This window comes from Burkholderia sp. BCC1640, assembly GCF_902833125.1.
GTDB lineage: Bacteria > Pseudomonadota > Gammaproteobacteria > Burkholderiales > Burkholderiaceae > Burkholderia > Burkholderia diffusa.
In genome coordinates, this window is sequence record NZ_CADFEF010000007.1 from 1 (window position 1) to 19000 (window position 19000).

Sequence of the window (19000 nt, forward strand, 5' to 3'; positions counted from 1 at the left end):
GAGGATCAGCTCGCGGCCATCAAGCGCCCACACTTATCGGCTGTTAATTTTTAAAGAGCATTTCTGCGAGAAACCTGAAGTTTCCCAGCAGCGCTGCGTTTTCAGCAGCAGAGAAGCGAGATTATGAACCGTCTTTTTCAGCTCGTCAACAACTTTCTGAACTACTTCGTTGCGACGACTGGGGTTCAACTTCGTGTGCGCTGAGGTTCTACAACCTGCCCTCGTCCGCACCGCTTCCCTTCTCCTCCCGCGCCGCGTTTCCGTTAGCGCGAAAGAGGCGTGATTCTAAGCACCCGCCCCGGTCTCCGCAACCCCTTTGCGAAAATATTTTGAAAAAGCCCCCGTGCGCTACCGCGCACGGGGGCTTCGGGTTCACCGCACCGGACGATCACGCTGGCGACCGACACCCGTCGCTCACCAGCACCACCTAGCCACCGCCAAATCAGCGGTTCTTGAATACCGGCTTCCGCTTCTCGACGAATGCCGCCATCCCTTCCTTCTGATCTTCGGTCGCGAACAGCGAATGGAACAGTCGACGCTCGAAGTGGACACCTTCGGCCAGCGTCGTCTCGTACGCGCGATTCACCGACTCCTTGACCATCATGACAGCCGGCAGTGAAAACTCGGCAATCGTCGTCGCTGCGGCAATTGCTTCGTCGAGCAGTTTGTCGGCCGGCAGCACGCGCGATACGAGCCCTGCCCGTTCCGCCTCGGCCGCGTCCATGAAGCGCGCCGTCAGGCACATGTCCATCGCCTTCGCCTTGGACACCGCGCGCGGCAGACGCTGCGTGCCGCCTGCGCCCGGCATCACGCCCAGCTTGATCTCGGGCTGGCCGAACTTGGCCGTATCCGCTGCGAAGATGATGTCGCACATCATCGCGAGCTCGCAACCGCCGCCAAGCGCAAAGCCCGCCACGGCAGCAATGATCGGCTTGCGGATCTCGCGGACGGTCTCCCAGTTACGGGTGATGTAGTCGCCGCGATAAACATCCATATAGGAATAGGTCGCCATCATGCCGATGTCGGCCCCGGCCGCGAACGCCTTTTCACTCCCCGTCACGACGATCGCGCCGATCGCGTCGTCGGCGTCGAACGCTTTCAGCGCAGCGCCCAATTCATCCATCAGCGCATCGTTCAGCGCATTCAGCGCCTTCGGACGGTTCAGCGTGATCAGCCCGACTCGCCCCCGGGTCTCCACCAGGATGTTCTCGTAAGACATCTATTTCTCCTCGATCAATGAAATGAGAAACGCCTCGCACATGCGAATAGTTTGATGCTACCATTCTCAGACCAACCGGTCGGTTAATTAATCGATCCAACCCTTCCCTACGTCCATCAGGCCGCCGTCATGACCCATGCACTGTTCACGAAGCACGAAGACACGCTGAAACACGCCCTCGCCGCCATCGAGAGCCGCGGGTACTGGAGCCCGTTCGCGGAAATGCCGAGTCCCAAAGTGTACGGGGAAAGCGCCAACGCCGATGGCGAAGCGGCGTTCAAGGCACACCTCGGCAACACGTTCGTGCTCGACCAGCCGGCGTCCGCTGGAACCATCGGCGCGGAGCAGTCGCCGTACGGGATCGCGCTGGGCATCCGCTATCCGAAATCAACACCCGACGAGCTGATTGCCGCGGCCGCTAATGCCCAGCGTGCATGGCGCGAAGCCGGCCCGAGCGCCTGGATCGGCGTCAGTCTCGAAATCCTCGCACGGCTGAATCGCGCAAGCTTCGAGATTGCCTACAGCGTGATGCACACGACGGGCCAGGCGTTCATGATGGCGTTCCAGGCCGGTGGCCCGCACGCGCAGGATCGTGCGCTCGAAGCGGTCGCCTACGCTTGGGACGAGTTGCGCCGCATCCCCGCAGATGCACACTGGGAGAAGCCGCAAGGCAAGAACCCGCCGCTCGCGATGCACAAGCGCTATACGATCGTCCCGCGCGGCACCGGCCTCGTCCTCGGCTGCTGCACGTTCCCGACCTGGAACGGCTACCCCGGTCTGTTCGCCGACCTGGCGACCGGCAACACGGTGATCGTCAAACCTCATCCGGGCGCGATCCTGCCGCTCGCGATCACGGTCCGCGTCGCCCGCGACGTGCTGCGCGAAGCCGGCTTCGATCCGAACGTCGTTACGCTCCTCGCGACCGAGCCGAACGACGGCGCCCTCGTGCAAGACCTCGCATTGCGTCCTGAAATCAAGCTGATCGACTTCACGGGCAGCACGCAAAACGGCACGTGGCTCGAACGCCATGCCCATCAGGCACAGGTGTATACCGAGAAGGCCGGTGTCAACCAGATCGTGATCGACTCGACCGACGACCTGAAAGCCGCGGCCAAAAACATCGCGTTCTCGCTGGCGCTGTACTCCGGCCAGATGTGCACGGCACCGCAGAATATCTACGTGTCGCGCGACGGCATCCGGACGGCGGACGGCCATGCAAGCTTCGATGAAGTCGCCCAGGCGATCGCCGTCTCCGTGCAGAAACTGACCGGCGACCCGGCTCGCTCGGTCGAACTGATCGGCGCGATCCAGAACGACGGCGTGGCCGCGCGCATCGACGACGCCCGCAAGCTCGGCCGTGTGCTCGCCGACAGCCAGACGCTCCAGCATCCGACGTTCGCCGATGCTCGCGTGCGTACGCCGCTCGTGCTGCAGCTCGACGTGGCCGACCGCACAAAATTCACGCAGGAGTGGTTCGGCCCGATCTCGTTCGTGATCGCGACCGACTCGACCGCGCAGTCGCTCGATCTCGCCGGCGAAATCGCCGCGGAACATGGTGCGCTGACGCTCTCCGTCTACAGCACCGACGACAAGGTCCTCGACGCTGCGCACGATGCAGCGGTGCGTGGCGGTGTCGCGCTGTCGATCAACCTGACGGGCGGCGTGTTCGTCAACCAGTCGGCCGCATTCTCCGACTTCCACGGCACCGGCGCGAACCCGGCCGCCAACGCGGCGCTCGCCGATCCGGCGTTCGTCGCCAACCGGTTCCGTGTGGTGCAAAGCCGCGTCCATGTTGCGCCGAAGGCAGTACCTGCGGAAGCCGGCCAGACGGCATAACCCGAATGGCCGACGTGCAAACGCCGTCACGTTCTCTACCATGAACGAATCCGCCAACCGGCGGGTTCGTTGCACATCGACATCCCCATGACCGACGCCTACATCTGCGACGCGATTCGCACCCCCATCGGCCGCTACGGCGGCGCCCTGAAAGACGTTCGTGCCGACGATCTCGGCGCGGTGCCGCTCAAGGCGCTCATCGAACGCAACCGCAACGTCGACTGGTCGGCGATCGACGACGTCATCTACGGCTGCGCAAACCAGGCCGGCGAGGACAACCGCAACGTCGCGCGCATGTCCGCGCTGCTCGCGGGCCTGCCGACCGCCGTGCCGGGTACGACGCTGAACCGGCTGTGCGGCTCGGGCATGGACGCCGTCGGCACCGCCGCGCGCGCGATCAAGGCGGGCGAGGCGCGCTTGATGATCGCGGGCGGTGTCGAAAGCATGACGCGCGCGCCCTTCGTGATGGGCAAAGCCGCCAGCGCGTTCGCGCGCCAGGCCGACATCTACGACACGACGATCGGCTGGCGTTTCGTCAATCCGCTGATGAAACAGCAATACGGCGTCGATTCGATGCCGGAGACGGCCGAGAACGTCGCGATCGACTACGACATCAGCCGTGCCGACCAGGACCTGTTCGCGCTGCGCAGCCAGCAAAAGGCCGCACGTGCGCAGCAAGACGGCACGCTCGCCGATGAAATCGTCCCGGTGACGATTCCGCAGAAGAAAGGCGACGCGCTCGTCGTATCGCGCGACGAACATCCGCGCGAAACGTCTCTCGAAGCGCTCGCGAAGCTGAAGGGCGTCGTGCGGCCGGACGGCTCGGTGACGGCCGGCAACGCGTCGGGTGTCAACGACGGCGCATGCGCACTGCTGCTCGCCAACGCGGAAGCTGCCGATCAATATGGGCTGCGCCGCCGCGCACGCGTCGTCGGCATGGCAACCGCCGGCGTCGAACCGCGCGTGATGGGGATCGGCCCGGCGCCGGCCACGCAGAAACTGTTGCGCCAGCTCGGCATGACGATCGACCAGTTCGACGTGATCGAGCTGAACGAAGCGTTCGCCTCGCAAGGTCTCGCGGTGTTGCGCATGCTCGGCGTCGCCGACGACGATCCGCGCGTGAACCCGAACGGCGGTGCGATCGCGCTCGGCCACCCGCTCGGCGCATCGGGCGCTCGGCTCGTGACCACGGCGCTTCACCAACTCGAGCGTACGGGCGGCCGGTTTGCGCTCTGTACGATGTGCATCGGCGTCGGCCAGGGCATCGCGATCGCCATCGAGCGCGTGTAACCGGCGCGCCGCGCGCCTATAACGAAGTCATGAAGGAGACACTGCATGTCATATGAGGCAATCCAGCTCGATATCGATCAGACTGCCCGCGTGGCCACGATCACCCTCAACCGCCCGGACAAGCTGAACAGCTTCACGCGTGCGATGCACCGCGAACTGCAGTCTGCGCTCGATGAAGTCGAAACGGCCGGCGCACGAGCGCTGATCCTGACGGGTGCGGGGCGCGGCTTTTGCGCAGGCCAGGACCTGGCCGACCTCGATTTCACGCCTGGCGCGTCCACCGACCTCGGCACGCTGATCGACGAGCATTTCAATCCGCTGATTCGTCGCCTGCAACGCATGCCGGTTCCGGTGATCGCCGCCGTCAACGGCACGGCGGCCGGCGCCGGTGCGAATCTCGCGCTCGCCTGCGACATCGTCTTCGCAGCACGCTCGAGCAGCTTCATCCAGGCCTTCGTCAAGATCGGGCTCGTGCCCGATTCAGGCGGAACATGGTTCCTGCCGCAACGCGTCGGCATGGCACGCGCGCTGGGGCTCGCCTTGACCGGCGACAAGCTCGGCGCCGAACAGGCCGAACAATGGGGCTTGATCTGGCGTGCGGTCGACGACGATGCGCTCGCCGCGTCGGTCCGTCAGCTCGCCAATCAGCTCGCGCAGCAACCGGCGCTCGCGATCGCGTCGATCAAGCAATCGATGCGCGACAGCGTCACGAATACGCTCGACCAGCAGCTCGACCTCGAACGCGACCTGCAGCGCAAGCTCGGCCAGTCATACGACTACGCGGAAGGCGTGAAGGCGTTCATCGAGAAGCGTGCCCCGCGCTTCGAGGGGCGTTGACATGACCACCGCCAACGACACGCTCGCCCCCGACGCGCTCGCCCGCGCGACGGCGCGGGCCATGTACGACGCAGACGCCTGCAGCCGCGCGTTCGGCATGGAAATCGCCGAAGTGCGGGCCGGCTACGCACGCCTGCAGATGCGCGTACGGCCGGAATTCCTGAACGGACATCAGACCTGCCACGGCGGCATCATCTTCACGCTCGCCGATTCGACGTTCGCGTTCGCGTGCAACTCGTACAACCTGAATACCGTTGCGGCTGGCTGCTCGATCGAATACCTGCGTCCCGTACACGGCCACGACCTGCTGACGGCCGAAGCGATCGAGCAGACGCGCAGCGGCCGGCACGGCATCTACGACGTCCGCGTCACGAACCAGACAGGCGAAACGGTCGCGATGTTTCGGGGCAAATCGGCCCAGATCAAGGGCACGGTGCTGCCGGAAGAGCATTGACGTCCACGGCTCGCTCATAACAATCACTGGAGACAGGTATGACTACCCCGCTACCGCTCGAGCCGATCGAGACGGCCTCACGCGACGAGCTGACCGCACTGCAGCTCGAACGCCTGAAATGGTCGCTCCGGCATGCGTATGACCACTCTCCCGTCTATCGTCGCAAATTCGACGAAGCGGGCGTGCATCCCGACGACCTGAAGACGCTCGCGGATCTGTCGCGCTTCCCGTTCACGACCAAGAGCGACCTGCGCGACAGCTACCCGTTCGGCATGTTCGCGGTGCCACAGGACCAGATCTCGCGCATTCACGCGTCGTCGGGCACGACCGGCAAGCCGACCGTCGTTGGCTATACGGCGCGCGACATCGACACGTGGGCCAATCTCGTCGCGCGCTCGATCCGCGCGGCCGGTGCGCGGCGTGGCGACAAGGTTCACGTCAGTTATGGATACGGCCTGTTCACCGGCGGGCTCGGCGCACACTACGGCGCCGAACGCGCAGGGCTGACCGTGATCCCGTTCGGCGGCGGCCAGACCGAAAAGCAGGTGCAGCTGATCCATGATTTCCGGCCCGACATCATCATGGTGACGCCGAGCTACATGCTGTCGATCGCCGACGAGATCGAGCGCCAGGGCCTCGATCCCGCACAAAGCTCGCTGCGCATCGGCATCTTCGGCGCTGAGCCGTGGACCAACGACATGCGCGTGGCCATCGAGCAGCGGATGGGCATCGACGCGGTCGACATCTATGGGCTGTCCGAAGTGATGGGCCCCGGCGTCGCATCGGAATGCGTCGAGACGAAGGACGGCCCGACCATCTGGGAAGACTACTTCTATCCGGAAATCATCGACCCCGACACCGGCGAAGTGTTGCCGGACGGCGAACTCGGCGAGCTGGTCTTCACGTCGCTGACGAAGGAAGCCCTGCCGATCATCCGCTACCGGACGCGCGACCTCACGCGTCTGCTGCCCGGCACCGCACGCACGATGCGCCGGATGGAAAAGATCACCGGGCGCTCGGACGACATGATGATCGTGCGGGGCGTCAACGTCTTCCCGACGCAAATCGAAGAGCAACTGCTGAAACAGCGTGCGCTCGCGCCGCACTATCAGATCGTGCTGACGAAGGAAGGTCCGCTCGACGTGCTGACGCTCAACGTCGAGCCGTGCCCCGACACTGCCCCCGACACGGCGGCAATCCATGCGGCGAGACAAGCGCTCGCGCACGACATCAAGTCGCTGATCGGCGTGACCGCCGTGATCAACGTGCTGCCCGTGAACGGGATCGAGCGTTCGGTCGGCAAGGCACGCCGCGTGATCGACAAGCGCAAGGGCTGATACGCGCCCATCCCCCCGCTACCCGACCGCCGCCCGCAACAGCAATCGCGAAGCAAAAAAACAGCCCGACCGGCCAACGCCGATCGGGCTGTTTCACTTCGATGCCCGGCTACACGCATACGCCGGCGCCACCGCCCATCACGAATTCGGGAACAGCAGCCACATCCGGCCGATCTGCTTCATCCGTCCGGCCTGGTCGCCGGCGTCGTCGCCCAGCCCCCAGAAATAGTCGGCCCGCACGCCGCCCTTGATCGCGGAACCCGTGTCCTGTGCGAACACGAGCCGGTTCATCGGCGTATTCGTCAGCGGACGCGTGGTCTGCAGGAATACCGGCGTGCCGAGCGGGATCGACGACGGATCGACCGCGATCGAACGCTCCGCCGTGAGCGGCACGCCAAGTGCGCCGATCGGGCCGTCCGCGCCGCCGTGCGGTGCATCTTCCTTGGTCGGCATGTCGCGGAAGAACACGAATCGCGGATTCGTGTCGAGCAACGCGTCCACGCGAGTCGGGTTCGCCTTCGCCCACGCCTTGATGCCCTGCATCGTCGCCTGTGCGGGCGTCAGCTCGCCGCGATCGAGCAGCCACTTGCCGATCGAGCGATACGGCTGGTTATTGGTGCCGCCGAAGCCGACCCGCATCACCGAACCATCGTCGAGCAGCACGCGCCCTGAACCCTGCACCTGCAGGAAGAACGCCTCGATCGGATCGTCGACCCACACGAGTTCGTTGCCGTTCAGGATGCCTGCCCGCTCGAGCTGCGCGCGAGCGGGCAGCGCGGCACCGGCGCGATAGCCGGCCGGCCAGCGGTAGAGCGCGTACTGGTAAGGGCCACGACGCACGCGGGAGCCGTGCAGCAGCGGCTCGTAATAGCCGGTCACGAGCCCGTCGAGCGTGCCGTCGGTGTTCGCCAGCTGAAACGGCGTGAAATACGTTTCGAAGAATGCACGCGCGCTGCCGACGTCGAGCTCGTCGAGGCGATCGGCAGCCGCGCAGGCGCGCTGCCATGCCGGCTGGCGCGCGAGCCGCGCGCAGTTCTGCCGCAGCGCGGCCGTCGCGCCGATCAGCGAATCGTCCTGCCACCCCGGCACCTGCTGCCACTCCACCGGCGTGAGCCGCTTCGCGGCAACCTGTCCCGGCACGATCGCCGCGCCGGTCGGCGGCTTGAGCGCCGACGTCCGCGTCGGCGCGCCGCCGCATGCGGCAAGCAGCGCTGCCGTCGCGACCGCCGCAACCCAGCCGGCCGCCCGGGGCCCAAACCACATACAATGTTCGTTCTTGATGGAAACCGCCATGTCAGATTTTCTCGACCAATATCCGATGCTCATCTTCGCGCTCGAGGCTTTCGTAGCGCTTGCCCTGCTGATCTTCATCGTCGTGTGGACGTCGTCGGGCAGGAAGAAGCACGCCCGCGGCAACGACCGCCAGCCGCGCTGACCGGCCGCGCACGCTCAATGCAGCGTGCGCGGCATGTGCAGCGCGAACTCGTCGACCGGCGCGTCGAACCGCTCGCCGTCCTCCGCCACGCAGAAGTACGCGCCACGCATCGTGCCGACCGGCGTCGCGATCACGGCCCAGCTCGTGTATTCGAACTGTTCACCCGGCTGCAGCAGCGGCTGGTGCCCGACGACGCCGAGCCCCTTCACTTCCTGCACGTGGTTTTCGCTGTCCGTAATGATCCAGTGACGCGCGATCAGCTGCGCCGCGACCTGCCCGGTATTGCGGATGGTCAGCGTGTACGCGAATGCATATTGACGTCGATCGGGGTCGGATTGTTCCGGCAAGTAGCTGGTTTTCACCGAAACGGTGAACTGATACTGACTCATGGTGTTTCCGCTGTAGGTAACCGCCCGCGCCAACTCGAGCGGCGGGGCCGCGGGCGCGCCGCACTGGTTCGGCATTCTATGCGGAATCGGGCCGCAACCGCACGGCCCGTCGCCGCGCACCGGGTCGCCGGACGGTAGAATGGCGGTTTTGCGCCGCAGCGTCCCCGCTCCCCTGTCATGACTCAATTCCGCATCGCTCCCAGCATCCTGTCGGCCGACTTTGCACGGCTCGGCGAAGAAGTCCGCAACGTGGTCGCCGCCGGCGCCGACTGGATTCACTTCGACGTGATGGACAACCATTATGTGCCGAACCTCACGATCGGCCCGCTCGTCTGCGAGGCGATCCGCCCGCACGTGCAGGTGCCGATCGACGTGCATCTGATGGTGCGCCCGGTCGACCGGATCGTGCCCGATTTCGCGAAAGCCGGCGCGAACCTGATCAGTTTCCACCCGGAAGGCTCCGACCACATCGACCGCACGCTGTCGCTGATCCGCGATCACGGCTGCAAGGCCGGCCTCGTGTTCAACCCGGCGACGCCGCTGAACTATCTCGATCACGTGATGGATCGCCTCGACTTCGTGTTGCTGATGTCGGTGAACCCGGGCTTCGGCGGCCAGTCCTTCATTCCGGAAACGCTGAACAAGCTGCGCGAAGCGCGCGCCCGCATCGACGCATACACCGAGCGCACCGGCCGCGAGATCCTGCTCGAGGTGGACGGCGGCGTGAAGGCCGACAACATCGCGGAAATCGCGGCGGCCGGCGCGGACACCTTCGTCGCGGGTTCCGCGATCTTCGGCAAGCCCGACTACCGCAAGGTGATCGACGAGATGCGCGCCGCGCTCGCCACCGTCGAGCGGAGCTGACGCCGTGGCCGATTCCTCGCTGGCCGGCCAGGCACCGGCCGCAGCCGACGGCACGATCCGTTTCGCGAGGCCGCGCATCGACGCGGCGCTGATCGACCTCGACGGCACGATGGTCGACACGGCCGACGATTTCACGGCCGGGCTGAACGGGATGCTCGCGCAGCTCGGTGCGCCGGCCACGTCGCGCGACGAGGTGATCGGCTACGTCGGCAAGGGCTCCGAGCACCTGATTCAGAGCGTGCTGAAGCCGCGCTTCGCGCCCGACGAGGCGCACGCGCGCTTCGACGACGCGCTCGCGATCTACCAAACCGAATACGCGAAGATCAACGGCCGCCACACGCGCCTCTATCCGGACGTCGCAACTGGCCTCGACGCGCTGCGCGCAGCCGGCATCCGGCTCGCGTGCGTGACGAACAAGCCGCACCGCTTCGCGGTCGAGCTGCTCGAGCAATACGGGCTGATCGATCGCTTCGGCGTCGTGCTCGGCGGTGACAGCGTCGCGCGCAAGAAACCCGATCCGCTGCCGATGCTGACGGCATGCGACGCGCTCGGCGTCTCGCCGGACGCGGCCGTCGCGATCGGCGACTCGGAAAACGACGCGCTGGCGGGCCGCGCGGCGGGGATGGCGACGCTGACGGTGCCGTACGGCTACAACCACGGCAAAGCTATACAAACGATAAATTCGGATGGTATAGTCGATTCGTTGCTGGTCGCGGCCCGCGCGATTACCGCGCACAACGCCGGCCGGCCAACCATCTGATTATTTCTTCCATCCGCATGTTTCTGAATAAAAAACGGAGTCTGAGCAGCATCGACCGGGGAGCCTGGCCCTGGCGTCGCTGGTCGCGCTAACCTCTTCGATGAGGTACGCTGAGGCACGTCTTCAGCGCCGTTTTTTATCTCGCTGCGCATCCGCGCGCCGATCGTCGCACCACCTCGAGTTCTACCGCGTCCGAACGCTTGCGTTCAGGATCGGCCGCAGGCTCGCGACGTTCACGCCCGGAGTGCCGGCCGGCAACAGGCACTTCTCGATCGACCGCCCTTTCGCCGACGGCAGCCCGCGCAGCGTCAAGTGATCCCTGGCGCACTCCGCCGCTCGTCCCGAACAGGACCGGAACATGACCGAACTCGAATTCCAATCGCTGGCGAACGAAGGCTACAACCGCATCCCGCTGATCGCGGAAGCGCTCGCCGACCTCGAAACGCCGCTGTCCCTCTACCTGAAGCTGGCCCAGCCTGAACGCGCGGGCGCCAACTCGTTCCTGCTCGAGTCGGTGGTCGGCGGCGAACGCTTCGGCCGCTATTCGTTCATCGGCCTGCCCGCTCGCACGCTGGTGCGCACCCGCAACGGCGTGTCCGAAGTGGTGCGCGACGGCCAGGTCGTCGAGACGCACGACGGCGACCCGTTCGAATTCATCGAGTCGTTCCAGGCGCGCTTCAAGGTCGCGCAGCGCCCGGGCCTGCCGCGCTTCTGCGGCGGCCTCGCCGGCTATTTCGGCTACGACGCGGTGCGCTACATCGAGAAGAAGCTCGCGAACACCGCGCCGCGCGACGATCTCGGCCTGCCCGACATCCAGCTGCTGCTCACCGAGGAAGTCGCGGTGATCGACAACCTCGCCGGCAAGCTCTACCTGATCATCTACGCGGATCCGGCCCAGCCCGAGGCTTATACGAAAGCAAAGCAGCGCCTGCGCGAACTGAAGCAGCGCCTGCGCACGACCGTGCAGCCGCCGGTGACGTCGGCGAGCGTGCGCACCGAGACGTTCCGCGAGTTCAAGAAGGAAGACTATCTGGCCGCCGTGCGCCAGGCGAAGGAATACATCGCGGCCGGCGAACTGATGCAGATCCAGGTCGGCCAGCGGCTGACGAAGCCGTACCGCGACAATCCGCTGTCGCTGTATCGCGCGCTGCGTTCGCTGAATCCGTCGCCGTACATGTATTACTACAACTTCGGCGATTTCCACGTGGTCGGCGCGTCGCCGGAAATCCTGGTGCGCCAGGAGAAGCGCGGCGACGACCAGATCGTCACGATCCGTCCGCTGGCCGGCACGCGTCCGCGCGGCAACACGCCCGAGCGCGACGCGGAACTCGCGACCGAACTGCTGAACGATCCGAAGGAAATCGCCGAGCACGTGATGCTGATCGACCTCGCGCGCAACGACGTCGGCCGCATCGCGGAGATCGGCTCGGTGCAGGTGACCGACAAGATGGTGATCGAGAAGTACTCGCACGTGCAGCACATCGTCAGCTCGGTCGAAGGCAAGCTGAAGCCCGGCATGACGAACTACGACGTGCTGCGCGCGACGTTCCCGGCCGGCACGCTGTCCGGCGCGCCAAAGGTGCGCGCGATGGAACTGATCGACGAGCTCGAGCCGATCAAGCGCGGGCTGTACGGCGGCGCCGTCGGCTACCTGTCGTTCTCGGGCGAGATGGATCTCGCGATCGCGATCCGCACGGGCCTGATCCACAACGGCAACCTGTACGTGCAAGCGGCGGCCGGCGTCGTCGCGGACTCGGTGCCCGAATCCGAATGGCAAGAGACCGAAAACAAGGCGCGCGCGGTGCTGCGTGCGGCCGAACAGGTCCAGGACGGCCTCGATAGCGACTTCTGACCGGAGACTGACCATGCTGCTCATGATCGACAACTACGACTCGTTCACCTACAACCTGGTCCAGTACTTCGGCGAACTGGGCGAGGACGTGCGCACGTATCGCAACGACGAAATCACGCTCGACGAGATCGCGCGCCTGAACCCCGACACCATCTGCCTGTCGCCCGGCCCGAGCAACCCGCAGCACGCGGGCATCACGCTCGACGTGCTGCGCGAATTCGCGGGCAAGAAACCGATCCTCGGCGTCTGCCTCGGCCATCAGGCGATCGGCGAAGCCTTCGGCGGCCGCGTCGTGCGCGCGAAGACCATCATGCACGGCAAGGTGAGCCGGATCGAAACCGACTGCCGCGGCGTGTTCGCCGATCTGCCGAAGCATTTCGACGTCACCCGCTACCATTCGCTCGCGATCGAACGCGAATCGCTGCCCGACTGCCTCGAGGTGTCCGCGTGGACCGACGACGGCGAGATCATGGGCGTGCGTCACAAGACGCTGCCGATCGAAGGCGTGCAGTTCCACCCGGAATCGATCCTCTCCGAGCACGGCCACGCGCTGCTCGAGAATTTCCTGAAGCAGAATCGCGCAACGGCCCGCGCGACCGCGCCGGCAGCCTGACGGGAGACACACGATGACGATTACCCCGCAGGAAGCGCTGCAACGTACGATCGAACACCGCGAGATCTTCCACGACGAGATGTTGCACCTGATGCGGCTCATCATGCGCGGCGACATGTCGCCCGTGATGGCGGCCGCGATCATCACCGGGCTGCGCGTGAAGAAGGAGACGATCGGCGAGATCGCCGCCGCCGCGACCGTGATGCGCGAATTCGCGAACCACGTCGAAGTGCAGGACAACTCGAACTTCGTCGACATCGTCGGCACGGGCGGCGACGGCGCACACACGTTCAACATCTCGACCGCGTCGATGTTCATCACGGCCGCGGCCGGCGCGAAGGTTGCGAAGCACGGCAACCGCGGCGTGTCGAGCAAGTCCGGCAGCGCCGACGTGCTCGAGGCGCTCGGCGTGAACATCGACCTGCAGCCCGACCAGGTTGCCGCGTCGATCGCCGAAACCGGCATGGGCTTCATGTTCGCGCCGAACCATCATCCGGCGATGAAGAACATCGCGGCCGTGCGCCGCGAGCTTGGCGTGCGGACGATCTTCAACATTCTCGGCCCGCTGACCAACCCGGCCGGCGCGCCGAACCAGCTGATGGGCGTGTTCCACCCCGACCTGGTCGGCATCCAGGTGCGCGTGATGCAGCGCCTCGGTGCGCAGCACGTGCTGGTCGTGTACGGCAAGGACGGGATGGATGAAGTGTCGCTCGGCGCCGCGACGCTCGTCGGCGAATTGCGCGACGGCGAGGTGCACGAATACGAGATCCATCCGGAAGACTTCGGCCTGCAGATGGTGTCGAACCGCACGCTGAAGGTGGAAAATGCCGAGGAATCGCGCACGATGCTGCTCGGCGCACTGGACAACCAGCCGGGCGTCGCACGCGAGATCGTCACGCTGAACGCGGGCACCGCGCTCTATGCGGCCAATATCGCCGAATCGATCGCGGACGGCATCCAGCTCGCCCGCGAAGCGATCGCGAGCGGCAAGGCGCGCGCGAAAGTCGACGAACTCGTGCGTTTCACGCAGCAGTTCAAGCGCTGACTCCCTTTACGAATCAAGCAGGAACCCACATGAGCGACATTCTCGACCGAATCATCGCCGTCAAGCGCGACGAAGTCGCGGCGGCCATGCGCAGCACGCCGCTCGAGGCACTGAAACTGGACGCATCGACGCGCGACCTGCGCGACTTCGTCGGCGCACTGCGCGCGAAGCAGGCGGCCGGCAACGCGGCAGTGATCGCCGAAGTGAAGAAGGCGAGCCCGTCGAAGGGCGTGCTGCGCGAGCATTTCGTGCCGGCCGACATCGCGCGCTCGTATGCGGCTCACGGCGCCGCGTGCCTGTCGGTGCTGACCGACGAGCAATTCTTCCAGGGCAGCGTCCGCTATCTCGAGGAAGCGCGCGCGGCCTGCACGCTGCCGGTGCTGCGCAAGGACTTCATCGTCGATGCGTACCAGATCCTCGAAGCGCGCGCGATGGGCGCCGACGCGATCCTGCTGATCGCCGCCGCACTCGACACGCCGCTGATGCAGGACCTCGAGGCGTATGCGCACTCGCTCGGCCTCGCGGTGCTGGTCGAAGTTCACGACCGCGACGAGATGGAACAGGCGCTGACGCTGAAGACACCGCTGCTCGGCATCAACAACCGTAACCTGCGCACGTTCGAGACGACGATCCAGACCACGCTCGACATGCTCGACATGATTCCGGCGGACCGCATGGTCGTGACCGAGTCGGGCATCCTGTCGCGCACCGACGTCGACACGATGCGCGCGGCGAACGTGAATGCGTTCCTCGTCGGCGAGGCGTTCATGCGCGCCGATCAGCCGGGCGAGGAACTCGCGCGGATGTTCTTCTGATGGCGATCGAAAAGGAAATCAAGCTCGCGCTGCCGGCCGGCGAGGCCGATGCGGCGCGGCGCTTTTTCGAGACGCTGACCGGCGAAGCCGGCGATGTCATCGCGCTCGCGAACGTCTACTACGACACGCCCGATCTCGCGCTGGCCCGTTCGAAGAGCGCGGTGCGCGTGCGCCGCACGCCGCATGGCTGGCTGCAGACGTTCAAGACGGTCGGCAGCGCGGAAGCCGGCCTGCATCGCCGCCATGAATGGGAGTTGCCCGTCGCCGGCGATGCGCTCGAAATCGACGCGCTCGTCGCTGCGTGCGACGTGCCGAACGCTGCCACCGCGCTGCGCGACGCTGCGCCGGCGCTGCACGCGCTGTTCCGGACGGATTTTTCGCGTACGCTGTGGCGCATCGCAATCGGCGGCGCAACCGTCGAAGCCGCGGTGGACGTCGGCGAGATCGTCGTCCAGGCGGAAAGCGATACGCGCCGCGAACCGATCAGCGAAATCGAACTCGAATTGATCGACGGCCCGGAAGCGGCGCTCGCGACACTCGCCGCCGAACTGCAGCAAGCGCTGCCGGGCCTCGCCCCCGAAAACATCAGCAAGGCGCAGCGCGGCTACCGGCTGCGCGCGCAATAAACCCGCATCACGCATGGCAACCCGCAAGACTCTCCGCACGCCGCAACAGGCGTCGCTGTTCGACGATCCCGTGCCGGAAACGGCGCAGGACGATGTTTCCGCCCCGGCGCCCGCGCCGGCCGCGGCCGGGCGCAAGCCCGCAAGGAAGGTCGCGGCAACCGCCCCGGTTTCCGCGGCGCCGCAGCCCGCTGCCGCGCACGTCCCACACCTCGCCGCGCAGTTCGACGCGCTGCCGGCCGTCTGGCGCGACGTGCTGAAACCCTTCACCGACAGCGACGCGTATGCACCGCTGTGCCGCTTCGTCGACGACGAACGCGCGGCCGGCAAGACCGTCTACCCGACCGACGTGTTCCGCGCGCTGCGCCTGACGAGCCCGGACGACGTGAAGATCGTGATCCTCGGCCAGGATCCGTACCACGGCGACGACCGCGGCACGCCGCAGGCGCATGGCCTGGCGTTCTCGGTGCCGCCGGCCGTGCGCACGCCGCCGTCGCTGCGCAACATCTTCAAGGAAATCGCCGCGAATTTCGGCCACGACACACCGCGTCACGGCTGCCTCGATACCTGGGCACGCCAGGGTGTGCTGCTGCTCAACACCGTGCTGACGGTCGAGCGCGGCGCGGCCGCGAGCCACGCGAGGCGCGGCTGGGAGCAATGCACGGACACGCTGATCCGCGAACTCGCCAGCCGCCATCGCGGCCTCGTGTTCATGCTGTGGGGCGCGCATGCGCAGGCGAAGCGCGCGCTATTCGATGCGAGCGCGCATTGTGTGCTCGAGGCGCCGCATCCGTCGCCGCTGTCCGCACACCGCGGCTTCCTCGGTTGCCGCCACTTCGCGCTCGCGAACGACTATCTGGTCAAAGCGGGTCGCGAGCCGATCGACTGGCGCCTGCCGGAGGTGGCCGAAACGCTCGCGTAGCCGTTCCGCGTCGAGTTTCCCGCTTTCGCCTGCATCATGTGAAAACGCCGCGCCCCCTTTCGGGACGCGGCGTTTTTTTCATCTGGCGACGCAGCGGGTGCAACGCACCCGCATCGGCCTTACGCGGCAGCGATCGCTTCACGGGCGCCCGCAAGCGCGGCGCTTTGCGCATCCGGCCCGAGATTCAGGCCTTCCGCGTGGATGAAGCTCACGTCGGTCAAGCCGATGAAGCCGAGGAACGTGCGCAGGAACGGCGTCTGGCTGTCGTTCGGCGTACCCAGGTACTTGCCGCCGCGCGCCGTCACCACGTGAACCTTCTTGCCCTTGATCAGGCCTTCCGGGCCGTTCTCGGTGTAGCGGAACGTGACGCCTGCGCGGGCGATCCAGTCGAAATACGTCTTCAGTTGCGACGAGACACCGAAGTTGTACATCGGTGCGCCGATCACGATGATGTCGGCAGCCTGCAGTTCGGCGATCAGTGCATCGCTCTTCGCGACGATCGCATTCTGTTCCGCGCTGCGCTGGTCGGCCGGCGTGAAGAATGCGCCGAGCACCGATTCGTCGAGGTGCGGCAGCGCGTCGGCCAGCAGGTCGCGAACCACGACGGTCGCGCCGGGGTTCGATTGTTGCAGCTTTGCCGTCAGTTCGTTGGCCAGCAGCGTGGATTGCGCACCTTGCGAGCGCGCCGCGGAATTGATTTGCAGAATGGTCGTCATGTCAGGCTCCGGTTTGGTTGCGCTTCGGTAGCGCGAGTGACGCCATTGTGCGTGGCCGCATGATCGCGAAAAAGCGGGCTCAAGGCGACGGATTGTTGCAACAGCAGAACAATCACTGATCGCGCCCCGAAACCCGCTCGCGCATGCTCAGCCCTTCAGCCAGGCTTCCCGGGCCTTGTGCGCGGCAGCCGGCTTGGCGGCCGCCGTCAGCCGGTAGCGCGCGACTTCCGGGCCGTCGAGCTTCAGCTTCGCGGTCCGCAGCTCGTCGCGGCGGAATGCGTGCACCTCGACCTTGTCGCCCGGGCGGTAGCGTGCGAGCAGCGTGTCGAGGTTCGTGCCGGTGACGCGCAATCCGTCGAGCGCGATCAGCGTGTCGCCGGCCGACAGCCCCGCGCGATGCGCACCGCCGCCTTCGTAAACCGCCGCCAGCGTGCAGTCCGCGCCGCCGCGCGGGCGCGCGCCGATCGTCGGCTTCGCAGCCGCGCCAGGCGCGACCTCGGGCGCGAGCGTCACGCCGAACGGCGCGAGCAGGTCGGCGAGCGGCAGGTCGCGCGTGCCGTGCACGGCGTCGGCGAACAGCCGGCCGAGCGCGACGCCCGTCGCTTCCTCGATCAGCGTCTCGACCTCGTTTTCCTCGACGCCCGCCTGCTTGCCGCGATAGAACTCGCGTCCGTAGCGTTGCCACAGCAAGCGCATCACGTCGTCGAGCGACTTGCGGTTGCGCGTCTGCGCGCGGATCGCGAGATCGAACGCGAGCGCAACGAGCGAACCCTTCGTGTAGTAGCTGACGATCGCGTTGGTCGCGTTCTCGTCCTGGCGGTAGTACTTGATCCACGCGTCGAACGAGCTTTCCGCGATGCTCTGCTTCAGCCGCCCTGTGCCGCGCAGCACACCGCCGACGGTACGGCCGAGCGCCGCGAAATATTCGTCCTGCGACATCAGCCCGCTGCGCACGAGCATCAGATCGTCGTAATACGACGTGAAGCCCTCGAACAGCCACAACAGCGACGTGTAGTTTTCGCGCGCGAGGTCGTACGGCACGAACGCGGCCGGCTTGATGCGCTTCACGTTCCACGTATGGAAATACTCGTGGCTGCACAGGCCGAGGTACGTGCGATAGCCTTCCGTCGTTTCCGGCCTGCCCTTCACCGGCAGATCGGTGCGGTTGCAGATCAGCGCGGTCGACGCACGGTGCTCGAGGCCGCCGTAACCGTCGCTGACCGCGAGCGTCATGAACACGTAGCGGTCCATCGGCGCCTTTTTCGATTTCGGCTCGAACAGCGCGATCTGCGCCTCGCACACGCGCTTCAGGTCGGCGCGCAGCCGCTCCATGTCGAGCTGCGTCACGCGCCCGGCGACCACGATGTCGTGCGGCACGCCGTGCGCGTCGAACGTCGCCAGCGCGAATTCGCCGATCGTCACCGGATGGTCGGCGAGTTCGTCGTAGTTCGACGCGCGGTACGCGCCGAACCCGTAGCGCCGGGTGCCGCGCGCCTCGGGCAGCGACGTACCGACGCGCCACGCGCGGAACGCCGGGCCCGCCGGTTTCGCGATGTCGACCTCGCACGGCGCATCCTCGCGGCCGGCAACGCTCAGGAACACGGCCGTGGCATTGAAGAAGCCGCCCGATTCGTCGAGATACGCGGAGCGGACCGACAGGTCCCACGCGTACACGTCGTAGCGCAGCGTGAGCGCGCCGTTCACCGGCGCGGCCTGCCACGTGTTCTTGTCGGTTTTCGCGATCCGCACCTTGCGGCCCGCGTCGTTGAACGCGGCGAGCGTCACGATGTTGCGCGCGAACTCGCGCACGAGGTAGCTGCCCGGAATCCACACCGGCAGCGAGAAGCGCTGGCCTTCGGGATCGGGATCGGCGACCGTCACCGACACTTCGAACAGGTGCGCGGCAAGATCTTTCGGGGCAATCGAATAACGGATCGGCTGGGTCATCGTGGGAATCGGACGAAAATCGGACGGAATACGGCGGCGGAAACGA

The 19000-nt window shown here is 66.2% G+C and carries 19 protein-coding genes; 14 read left to right on the forward strand and 5 right to left on the reverse strand.

Going from position 1 to position 19000, the window contains the following annotated elements:
• Positions 1-442: 442 nt before the first annotated feature.
• Positions 443-1219, reverse strand: coding sequence for an enoyl-CoA hydratase (locus HWX25_RS09610; RefSeq protein WP_059532675.1), 777 nt, complete (start codon positions 1217-1219; stop codon positions 443-445).
• 129 nt (positions 1220-1348) lie between these two features.
• On the opposite strand from HWX25_RS09610, the gene paaN reads away from it, so the two are divergent.
• The 5 genes from paaN (at position 1349) to paaK (ending at position 6973) form a co-directional block, all read left to right on the forward strand.
• Entirely contained in the window at positions 1349-3055 is a 1707-nt protein-coding gene (gene paaN / locus HWX25_RS09615; RefSeq protein ID WP_175908369.1) for a phenylacetic acid degradation protein PaaN, read from the forward strand.
• Between the two features lie 87 nt (positions 3056-3142).
• Positions 3143-4345: a 3-oxoadipyl-CoA thiolase gene (pcaF, locus tag HWX25_RS09620; RefSeq protein ID WP_175908370.1), complete on the forward strand. Its 1203-nt coding sequence runs from the start codon at positions 3143-3145 to the stop codon at positions 4343-4345.
• Positions 4346-4390: 45 nt separating this feature from the next.
• Complete coding sequence (gene paaG, locus HWX25_RS09625) at positions 4391-5182, forward strand: 2-(1,2-epoxy-1,2-dihydrophenyl)acetyl-CoA isomerase PaaG (RefSeq protein WP_175908371.1); 792 nt, start codon at positions 4391-4393, stop codon at positions 5180-5182.
• 1 nt (position 5183) lies between these two features.
• Positions 5184-5636: a hydroxyphenylacetyl-CoA thioesterase PaaI gene (gene paaI, locus HWX25_RS09630; protein ID WP_175908372.1), complete on the forward strand. Its 453-nt coding sequence runs from the start codon at positions 5184-5186 to the stop codon at positions 5634-5636.
• Positions 5637-5674: 38 nt separating this feature from the next.
• Entirely contained in the window at positions 5675-6973 is a 1299-nt protein-coding gene (gene paaK / locus HWX25_RS09635; RefSeq protein WP_175908373.1) for a phenylacetate--CoA ligase PaaK, read from the forward strand.
• A gap of 138 nt (positions 6974-7111) precedes the next feature.
• On the opposite strand, the gene HWX25_RS09640 is transcribed toward paaK, so the two are convergent.
• Entirely contained in the window at positions 7112-8236 is a 1125-nt protein-coding gene (locus HWX25_RS09640; RefSeq protein ID WP_244138757.1) for an MltA domain-containing protein, read from the reverse strand.
• Between the two features lie 28 nt (positions 8237-8264).
• On the opposite strand from HWX25_RS09640, the gene HWX25_RS33415 reads away from it, so the two are divergent.
• Positions 8265-8408, forward strand: coding sequence for a hypothetical protein (locus HWX25_RS33415; RefSeq protein WP_006758475.1), 144 nt, complete (start codon positions 8265-8267; stop codon positions 8406-8408).
• A 14-nt stretch (positions 8409-8422) separates the two neighbouring features.
• Here the strand turns inward: HWX25_RS33415 and apaG are convergent, their stop codons facing one another.
• Entirely contained in the window at positions 8423-8797 is a 375-nt protein-coding gene (apaG, locus tag HWX25_RS09645; protein WP_057924835.1) for a Co2+/Mg2+ efflux protein ApaG, read from the reverse strand.
• Between the two features lie 177 nt (positions 8798-8974).
• Here apaG and rpe point away from each other — a divergent pair, with 177 nt between their 5' ends.
• From rpe to HWX25_RS09685, 8 genes are all read left to right on the forward strand, one after another.
• Entirely contained in the window at positions 8975-9661 is a 687-nt protein-coding gene (gene rpe / locus HWX25_RS09650; RefSeq protein WP_006482066.1) for a ribulose-phosphate 3-epimerase, read from the forward strand.
• Positions 9662-9665: 4 nt separating this feature from the next.
• Positions 9666-10421 carry a phosphoglycolate phosphatase gene (locus tag HWX25_RS09655; RefSeq protein WP_175908375.1) on the forward strand — a complete coding sequence of 252 codons (756 nt, stop codon included), beginning with the start codon at positions 9666-9668 and terminating at the stop codon, positions 10419-10421.
• Between the two features lie 358 nt (positions 10422-10779).
• Positions 10780-12273, forward strand: a complete 1494-nt coding sequence (trpE, locus tag HWX25_RS09660; protein ID WP_059532692.1) for an anthranilate synthase component I — start codon at positions 10780-10782, stop codon at positions 12271-12273.
• Positions 12274-12286: 13 nt separating this feature from the next.
• Positions 12287-12886: an aminodeoxychorismate/anthranilate synthase component II gene (locus tag HWX25_RS09665; protein ID WP_059532695.1), complete on the forward strand. Its 600-nt coding sequence runs from the start codon at positions 12287-12289 to the stop codon at positions 12884-12886.
• A 13-nt stretch (positions 12887-12899) separates the two neighbouring features.
• Entirely contained in the window at positions 12900-13931 is a 1032-nt protein-coding gene (gene trpD / locus HWX25_RS09670; protein WP_059702638.1) for an anthranilate phosphoribosyltransferase, read from the forward strand.
• Between the two features lie 29 nt (positions 13932-13960).
• On the forward strand, positions 13961-14746 hold the full coding sequence (gene trpC, locus HWX25_RS09675; protein WP_059532701.1) for an indole-3-glycerol phosphate synthase TrpC: 786 nt from the start codon (positions 13961-13963) through the stop codon (positions 14744-14746).
• Positions 14746-15372, forward strand: coding sequence for a CYTH domain-containing protein (locus HWX25_RS09680; protein ID WP_175908376.1), 627 nt, complete (start codon positions 14746-14748; stop codon positions 15370-15372). The genes trpC and HWX25_RS09680 overlap by 1 nt, the downstream gene beginning before the upstream one ends.
• 13 nt (positions 15373-15385) lie before the next feature.
• Positions 15386-16291, forward strand: a complete 906-nt coding sequence (locus tag HWX25_RS09685; protein ID WP_175908377.1) for a uracil-DNA glycosylase — start codon at positions 15386-15388, stop codon at positions 16289-16291.
• Between the two features lie 119 nt (positions 16292-16410).
• Here the strand turns inward: HWX25_RS09685 and HWX25_RS09690 are convergent, their stop codons facing one another.
• Both HWX25_RS09690 and HWX25_RS09695 read right to left on the reverse strand, forming a co-directional pair.
• Positions 16411-17007, reverse strand: a complete 597-nt coding sequence (locus HWX25_RS09690) for an NAD(P)H-dependent oxidoreductase (protein ID WP_175908378.1) — start codon at positions 17005-17007, stop codon at positions 16411-16413.
• A gap of 147 nt (positions 17008-17154) precedes the next feature.
• Positions 17155-18954, reverse strand: coding sequence for a PDZ domain-containing protein (locus HWX25_RS09695; RefSeq protein WP_175908379.1), 1800 nt, complete (start codon positions 18952-18954; stop codon positions 17155-17157).
• Positions 18955-19000: the final 46 nt, after the last annotated feature.

Bases quoted from the DNA above. Each gene is read 5' to 3' on its own strand.
- pcaF (WP_175908370.1), top strand. From the start codon at position 3,143: ATGACCGACGCCTACATCTGCGACGCGATTCGCACCCCCATCGGCCGC.
- trpC (WP_059532701.1), top strand. From the start codon at position 13,961: ATGAGCGACATTCTCGACCGAATCATCGCCGTCAAGCGCGACGAAGTC.
- trpD (WP_059702638.1), top strand. From the start codon at position 12,900: ATGACGATTACCCCGCAGGAAGCGCTGCAACGTACGATCGAACACCGC.
- HWX25_RS09640 (WP_244138757.1), bottom strand. From the start codon at position 8,236: ATGTGGTTTGGGCCCCGGGCGGCCGGCTGGGTTGCGGCGGTCGCGACG.
- rpe (WP_006482066.1), top strand. From the start codon at position 8,975: ATGACTCAATTCCGCATCGCTCCCAGCATCCTGTCGGCCGACTTTGCA.
- HWX25_RS09665 (WP_059532695.1), top strand. From the start codon at position 12,287: ATGCTGCTCATGATCGACAACTACGACTCGTTCACCTACAACCTGGTC.
- paaK (WP_175908373.1), top strand. From the start codon at position 5,675: ATGACTACCCCGCTACCGCTCGAGCCGATCGAGACGGCCTCACGCGAC.
- HWX25_RS09610 (WP_059532675.1), bottom strand. From the start codon at position 1,219: ATGTCTTACGAGAACATCCTGGTGGAGACCCGGGGGCGAGTCGGGCTG.
- trpE (WP_059532692.1), top strand. From the start codon at position 10,780: ATGACCGAACTCGAATTCCAATCGCTGGCGAACGAAGGCTACAACCGC.
- paaG (WP_175908371.1), top strand. From the start codon at position 4,391: ATGTCATATGAGGCAATCCAGCTCGATATCGATCAGACTGCCCGCGTG.
- HWX25_RS09685 (WP_175908377.1), top strand. From the start codon at position 15,386: ATGGCAACCCGCAAGACTCTCCGCACGCCGCAACAGGCGTCGCTGTTC.
- HWX25_RS09695 (WP_175908379.1), bottom strand. From the start codon at position 18,954: ATGACCCAGCCGATCCGTTATTCGATTGCCCCGAAAGATCTTGCCGCG.
- HWX25_RS09680 (WP_175908376.1), top strand. From the start codon at position 14,746: ATGGCGATCGAAAAGGAAATCAAGCTCGCGCTGCCGGCCGGCGAGGCC.
- paaI (WP_175908372.1), top strand. From the start codon at position 5,184: ATGACCACCGCCAACGACACGCTCGCCCCCGACGCGCTCGCCCGCGCG.
- HWX25_RS33415 (WP_006758475.1), top strand. From the start codon at position 8,265: ATGTCAGATTTTCTCGACCAATATCCGATGCTCATCTTCGCGCTCGAG.
- paaN (WP_175908369.1), top strand. From the start codon at position 1,349: ATGACCCATGCACTGTTCACGAAGCACGAAGACACGCTGAAACACGCC.
- apaG (WP_057924835.1), bottom strand. From the start codon at position 8,797: ATGAGTCAGTATCAGTTCACCGTTTCGGTGAAAACCAGCTACTTGCCG.
- HWX25_RS09690 (WP_175908378.1), bottom strand. From the start codon at position 17,007: ATGACGACCATTCTGCAAATCAATTCCGCGGCGCGCTCGCAAGGTGCG.